At 64.0% G+C, this 5156-nt stretch carries 7 protein-coding genes and 2 pseudogenes; 6 read left to right on the forward strand and 3 right to left on the reverse strand.

Annotated features, from left to right (window positions below; genetic code table 11):
• The 4 genes and pseudogenes from ACWDS7_RS46295 to ACWDS7_RS46310 all read left to right on the forward strand — a co-directional run.
• Nucleotides 1-216 (forward strand): annotated as a pseudogene (locus ACWDS7_RS46295) (hypothetical protein); the annotation flags it as partial.
• 499 nt (nucleotides 217-715) lie between these two features.
• Complete coding sequence (locus ACWDS7_RS46300; RefSeq protein WP_451934487.1) at nucleotides 716-1153, forward strand: class I SAM-dependent methyltransferase; 438 nt, start codon at nucleotides 716-718, stop codon at nucleotides 1151-1153.
• Between the two features lie 30 nt (nucleotides 1154-1183).
• A complete protein-coding gene (locus ACWDS7_RS46305) occupies nucleotides 1184-1441 on the forward strand; it encodes a hypothetical protein (protein WP_451934488.1) in 258 nt (85 codons plus the stop codon).
• A 151-nt stretch (nucleotides 1442-1592) separates the two neighbouring features.
• On the forward strand, nucleotides 1593-1841 hold the full coding sequence (locus ACWDS7_RS46310) for a hypothetical protein (RefSeq protein WP_451934489.1): 249 nt from the start codon (nucleotides 1593-1595) through the stop codon (nucleotides 1839-1841).
• A gap of 616 nt (nucleotides 1842-2457) precedes the next feature.
• On the opposite strand, the gene ACWDS7_RS46315 is transcribed toward ACWDS7_RS46310, so the two are convergent.
• On the reverse strand, nucleotides 2458-3327 hold the full coding sequence (locus tag ACWDS7_RS46315; RefSeq protein WP_451934490.1) for a DUF1963 domain-containing protein: 870 nt from the start codon (nucleotides 3325-3327) through the stop codon (nucleotides 2458-2460).
• On the opposite strand from ACWDS7_RS46315, the gene ACWDS7_RS46320 reads away from it, so the two are divergent.
• Entirely contained in the window at nucleotides 3326-3532 is a 207-nt protein-coding gene (locus ACWDS7_RS46320; protein ID WP_451934491.1) for a hypothetical protein, read from the forward strand. The two genes, ACWDS7_RS46315 and ACWDS7_RS46320, sit on opposite strands and share 2 nt — an antisense overlap.
• 107 nt (nucleotides 3533-3639) lie before the next feature.
• Nucleotides 3640-4422: a transposase family protein gene (locus ACWDS7_RS46325; RefSeq protein ID WP_451934492.1), complete on the forward strand. Its 783-nt coding sequence runs from the start codon at nucleotides 3640-3642 to the stop codon at nucleotides 4420-4422.
• Between the two features lie 55 nt (nucleotides 4423-4477).
• Here ACWDS7_RS46325 and ACWDS7_RS46330 read toward each other — a convergent pair whose 3' ends face one another.
• The gene (locus ACWDS7_RS46330) at nucleotides 4478-4633 is read right to left on the reverse strand and encodes a hypothetical protein (protein ID WP_451934493.1); all 156 of its coding nucleotides are present in this window, start codon (nucleotides 4631-4633) and stop codon (nucleotides 4478-4480) included.
• A pseudogene (locus ACWDS7_RS46335) lies at nucleotides 4630-4982 on the reverse strand (DUF6221 family protein). Before ACWDS7_RS46335 ends, ACWDS7_RS46330 begins: the two are co-directional and overlap by 4 nt.
• Nucleotides 4983-5156: the final 174 nt, after the last annotated feature.

Raw genomic sequence — 5156 nt, forward strand, 5'->3', positions numbered from 1 at the left:
GGCAAGCGCATCGGGGTGCGTATCGCCCGCAAGGGCGTCGAGTCCAGCCAGCGACTGGGCCGTCATCGCTGGGTGATCGAACGAACTATCTCCTGGCTGTTCGGCTACCGGCGCCTGTCACCCCGTTACGAGCGTCACCCCTACGCCTACCTGGCCTTTCTCACCCTCGCTGCAGTCATGACCTGCCATAAGCGACATCTCAAACTCACCATGTAGGACACGGTCTTAGACGGGGCGGACGGCCCTGGGCATCGGCCAACCGCAGCGTCCCGGGCGGGCTTGGCTGGCCATGCCAGCGATCCAAGGCCTTGGTGACCAGGGCCAGGGTTATTGCGGTGACCGCCCACAGCAAGCTCCACTCTTTTCCGTTCAGGACCTGGTTGGTGGCCACCCCGACCGCCACCACCAATACCGCGCTGCCGTAGCCGCCCAGCCTCAGCCACCTGCGGAAATCCACGTTGTGAACCGCTTTCCGTTTGCAACCCTCCCCCGAGCGATCTCACATCCACTACAGCACGCCGAGGCAGGTGTTCGCGAGCAGTACCCTTCGGCACTGGGGGCGGGGAGAGCCGTCGTGAACTGGCTCAATTCCGTGATCCTCGCCGTGACTCAATTCCCTGAACGTGATCATGGTTTTCTGGCTCAATAACGTGATCGCCGACACGCCTCGAAACTCAGTAGCCGTTCGGCCTTGGCCCCGCATACGTTCGGCCGTATGGCTGACGAATGCTTCGGGCATCTACGGCTCGCCGTGATCTACGACCCGCTCGACCCCGACCGCAGCGATCTTGATGCCTACCTCCGGATAGCGGAAGAGTTCAAGGCGCGCCGAGTGCTATACATCGGCTGCGGCACAGGGGTGTTCGCACTTCTTCTGGCTGACCGCGGGATCGAGGTCGTCGGCGTCGATCCCGCTCTGGCATCCATCGACGTCGCTCACGCCAAACCGGGCAGTGAGCAAGTGCGCTGGATCTGCGGTGACGCGACAGACCTCCCGTCGCTACAGGTCGATCTGGCGACGATGACGGCGAACGTTGCCCAGGCCATCGCTGATCCGCAGGCATGGCAGAAGACGCTGCGAGGAGCCTACGAAGCACTGCGGCCTGGAGGGCATCTGGCCTTCGAGACCCGCGATCCGGCCGGACACGCCTGAGAAGAGTGGACCCGCGAGCTCTCCTACCACGTGACGGAGATCCCAGGCGTCGGCTCCGTCGAGAGCTGGGTCCAGCTGATCGAGGTAAGCCTGCCTCTGGTGAAATTCCGCTGGACCTACGTTTTCGCTGCGGACGGACAGGTGCTGACGTCGGATTCGACGTTGCGTTTCCGAGAGCGAGAAGAGGTTGAGAGGGATCTGGTCGCCCACGGCTATGTGGTGGAGGACGTTCGCGATGCGCCTGACCGGCCAGGAAGAGAGTTCGCCTTCCTGGCACGGCGTCCGTGATCTTCAGTGATCCACACCACTCAACCTTCGAGCCAGGTGTTGCGACAAGGTCTAGAACCCAAGGCCGCCAAAGGGGCCAAATGGAACCGTCCTAGCCATCGGCTATGCCAGCATGGCCAGTCCGGGCCTTCTGGCTCAGGAAGGTGGGGCTGTGAACGACATCGAACTCATTGATATTTTTCGCTTCCTCGTAGATGTAGCGGTAACTATGGTGATATCGACCCCGTTGGGGTGGATATGGCTGGCAGCCGGGGCGTTCTGGTTTCTGCGGCTCCTATGGAATTCATTGGGCGGTTCCAGCTCATCGAGCGGTTCCAGCAGCCGCCACGACGGGGCCGGCGGCGACTTCGGCGGGGGCGGGGGCGGCTTTGGGGGGGATGGGGGCGACGGCGGCGACTGACGAAATCTCGGTAGCAATGAAGAAATTTCCAACGAAGTAGCGCATGAACTGCGGAAACGTCACCCAGGGATCCGCTCGTGTCGCCGATTTTCTGAACTTTCTGGACACCCTTACGTGCGGCCGCACGAGACGAGTTGGGTCCGCCAGGGGGCGGATTACCCATGAGAATGTGAATTCTCGCAAGTAGATCACCGAAGCCGGATCAGTCCTCGCCGAGCAGTGCCGTCATCCCGTTGAGCATGTCGAGCAGGATTAGGACAGAACTACAACTCTGTATCGCACGCGTCGCGTCGGCCGAGGCCGCCGACGCCCCCGCCAGGACCGACCTCGCCGCCCGCCTGCACGGCTGACCTCGCACGCCACCAGCCTCAAGATCGCCATCAGCTCCGGGCAACCCGTTTCCGGAGCTTTCGGAGCCTCCTACACATGCCCGCACGACCGCTGGTCGGGCGCGTCGTTACCCGGCGAGAACACCTGTTCCGGATACAACAGGAATGAGGCCACTACCTGCGGTTTTACCCGATCGTCCGGGGAGGTGGCGGGGAGTCCGATCACATACCGGGGGACGTTCATGCATTCATTGAGCCTTTTCCAACTTGCGGCGGGTCGAACCTGGTCACGGGGCCTCGAAATTGGTCACGGTGAGCGCCTTGTCCCACCGAGCGGCGGCCAGGTCGTCGTGGCGGATCATAAATTTCGTGTAGTACTCCGTGTAGACCCGTCCTTCATTGGCGAGCGGTATCCATTCGCTCGCCAGCTGAAGCGCGTCCTCGTCCAGATAGGAAAACCATTCTCCCTTCGCGAGGGTCTTCGCCGTGATGCTGCCGACCGTCGCCTCGTCATCGGCGTACCCGCCGATGACGAGGTAGGCGCCGGACGACCAGAGGCCGTAGGCCAGAGACCGAAGTTCGTCCAGGTGCGGCAGTTCACGCTCCATGTACCGGGCCAACTGCTGCTGGAAGGGTGACATGTCGTCCCACTCGAGATCCTCCCAGAACTCGTGCCAGTCCTCGTCCTCGTCGCCCTCCTCGAGCCAAAGGGGTAGATCGGCTCTGAGCTCGGCGCAGACGTCGATCCGCTCGCCGGAACACGTGGAGTTGGGGGGTTCCGCGACCGCGGTTTCGGTGCCGTCCGGTACATACACGACTCGCGCGTACTGCCCCGGATCGGCCCGCAATTCGCCGAAGTCCATCTCTTGGTGAACGAAGAAGAGCAGCGTCCCGTCCGCCGGCAGGTCGAAGCCGTCGACCCTCGGCAGCGCCCCACAATCGACGGAAAGGAGCAACGGCAACGGAATGTCCCCGGCGGACGGCCACTTCATGCCCACCGGTAGCCGGGGCAACCCACCGATGTGCCCAACCGGAGAACCATCGCCACCCCCGGACAATCCGATCGCCAAACGAAGGTGCTGGCTGAACCTGCTGATCTCGTCGTCCGGGATGCCCAACTCAAGCGCTGCCCGACGAAACTCTCCCTGATGATCCATGCCCGAGAAGATAAACCCTTTCCAACTCGGCTGTAGAGCTGCTTCTTGCCGTCTCGAAGACGCTGATGGTCACCTTGCCCTTGGCTTCCTTCTGGGAGACGCGCTTCATCACGCCCTCGCCGAGCTGCGGTTGAAGCTTGACCAGCGTGCGGCCAACCTCGTTCTGCTTGCCGAGGCTGACTATCTTGAGGCTTTTCCAAACTGATCTTGCAGCTCAGGATGGGTGTGGCGAGCCTGGAGACCGATGAGGGCGAGGCTCCAGGTAAGACAGCAGTCGACCAAGATTTGACGCCCCGACCGGGAGCCTCGCCCGTGCTGTCTTCCCCCTCCACGATCCCGCTGTCCAGCCGCACCCTGAACCACCTCGCCGACCTCATCCGAGCGCACCGCAACCAGCATCGATCTCGGTGGCGGCGTCTCGACCCGGGCCGACAGGCGCTGCTCGCCCTGGCCCACCTGCGCAACGGTGACACCTACACCCGGCTCGCCGCCGGATTCGACGTCGGTGTCGCTACCGCCTGGCGGTATGTACAAGAAGCGATCGTGCTGCTCGCAGCGGCCACCGAGGACCTGACCATCGCAATGCCGCGCATCCAACGCCTGGCGTACGCGATCCTGGACGGCACGCTGATCCCGATCGACCGCGTGGCAGACCAGTGGCCGTACTACTCCGGCAAGCACAAGCGGCATGGCGTGAACGTGCAGGTCATCGCCGACGCCGCCGGCCGGCTCGTGTGGGCCTCACCGGCACTGCCGGGCTCAACGCACGACCTCACCGCCGCCCGAATCCACGACATCATCGATGCGCTGACCAGCGCAGACGTGATGACCTTCGCCGACAAGGGCTACCAAGGCGCCCGTGGCAGCGTGCGCACGCCGTTCAAGCGGCGCCGCTTCCGACCGGAGCTGTCACGCCGGCAGAAAGCGGTCAACCGCGCTAACGCGAGAATTCGTGCTCGTGGCGAACGAGCTATCGCCACCCTCAAGACCTGGAAGATCCTGGCTAAGCTGCGCTGCTGTCCGCGCCGAGCGACCGCGATCGTGCAGGCCATCCTCGTCCTGCACCACGTCGAAGCCAACCGCTACGCAGGATGAAACGGCTCACTGGTTTACCTATGGCGCATGGTGGTTTATGTCAGGGCGTTCGAAATTAATCAGATTCGCCCTGCTCTGTGACGCAATGGCCGCTCATGATGGCCGCCACGTCCTCCTCAGACGCTCCCGCCGCCTGGGCGAGCCGGATCCGGGACGCATCCAAGTCGAGGCGGGCCCACTCCCGCTCATCAGCGGTCATCCGGTCGCTCATGGTCTCCACTCCTGCCGGTAGTCGGGGTGGCCGGCGTACGGCAGGGCCAGGTGTCGCACGGCATGTTGCCAGGCGCGGGCCTCGGCGGGGCTCGGCGAGTGCTTCCAGATCAGGTCGACGTGGACCAGTAGGCGCCGCTTGGCCTCGACCTCGGCCAGTACGCGGGCCGGGTCGTGGCGGGCGACGTGGGCGGCGGTTGACGGGTGGAATCCTCCGATCTCGTATTGGTCGAAATCCACGCCGTCACGGGTTACCGCCCAGATGCCGCAGTCGGAGTCCCGCCAGCAGTGCGCGCCACCTGCTCGTCCTCGTCGAGGCGGGCACGGAGAAACGCGATCAGCTTGTCCATGGGGGGGAGCGTACGGCGCGAGCGCCGGTTGGGGCAGGCGGATGTGGAGACGCTTCCGCTTCCCTGAGTGAAGAGTGGACTCGGCCAGTGCTTGGGCCACGTCGGTGAGGTGGGCTTCGCCGACGGGCGGTAGGTCCACTTCGACGCCTTGACTCGCGGCTTCGGCGACCATCT

Source organism: Streptosporangium sp. NPDC003464 (assembly GCF_053588315.1).

What these genes read in the sequence shown, in the direction of transcription:
- ACWDS7_RS46320 (WP_451934491.1), top strand. Translation starts at nt 3,326, where the DNA reads ATGCCCGAGAAGATAAACCCTTTCCAACTCGGCTGTAGAGCTGCTTCT.
- ACWDS7_RS46330 (WP_451934493.1), bottom strand. Translation starts at nt 4,633, where the DNA reads ATGAGCGACCGGATGACCGCTGATGAGCGGGAGTGGGCCCGCCTCGAC.
- ACWDS7_RS46300 (WP_451934487.1), top strand. Translation starts at nt 716, where the DNA reads ATGGCTGACGAATGCTTCGGGCATCTACGGCTCGCCGTGATCTACGAC.
- ACWDS7_RS46315 (WP_451934490.1), bottom strand. Translation starts at nt 3,327, where the DNA reads ATGGATCATCAGGGAGAGTTTCGTCGGGCAGCGCTTGAGTTGGGCATC.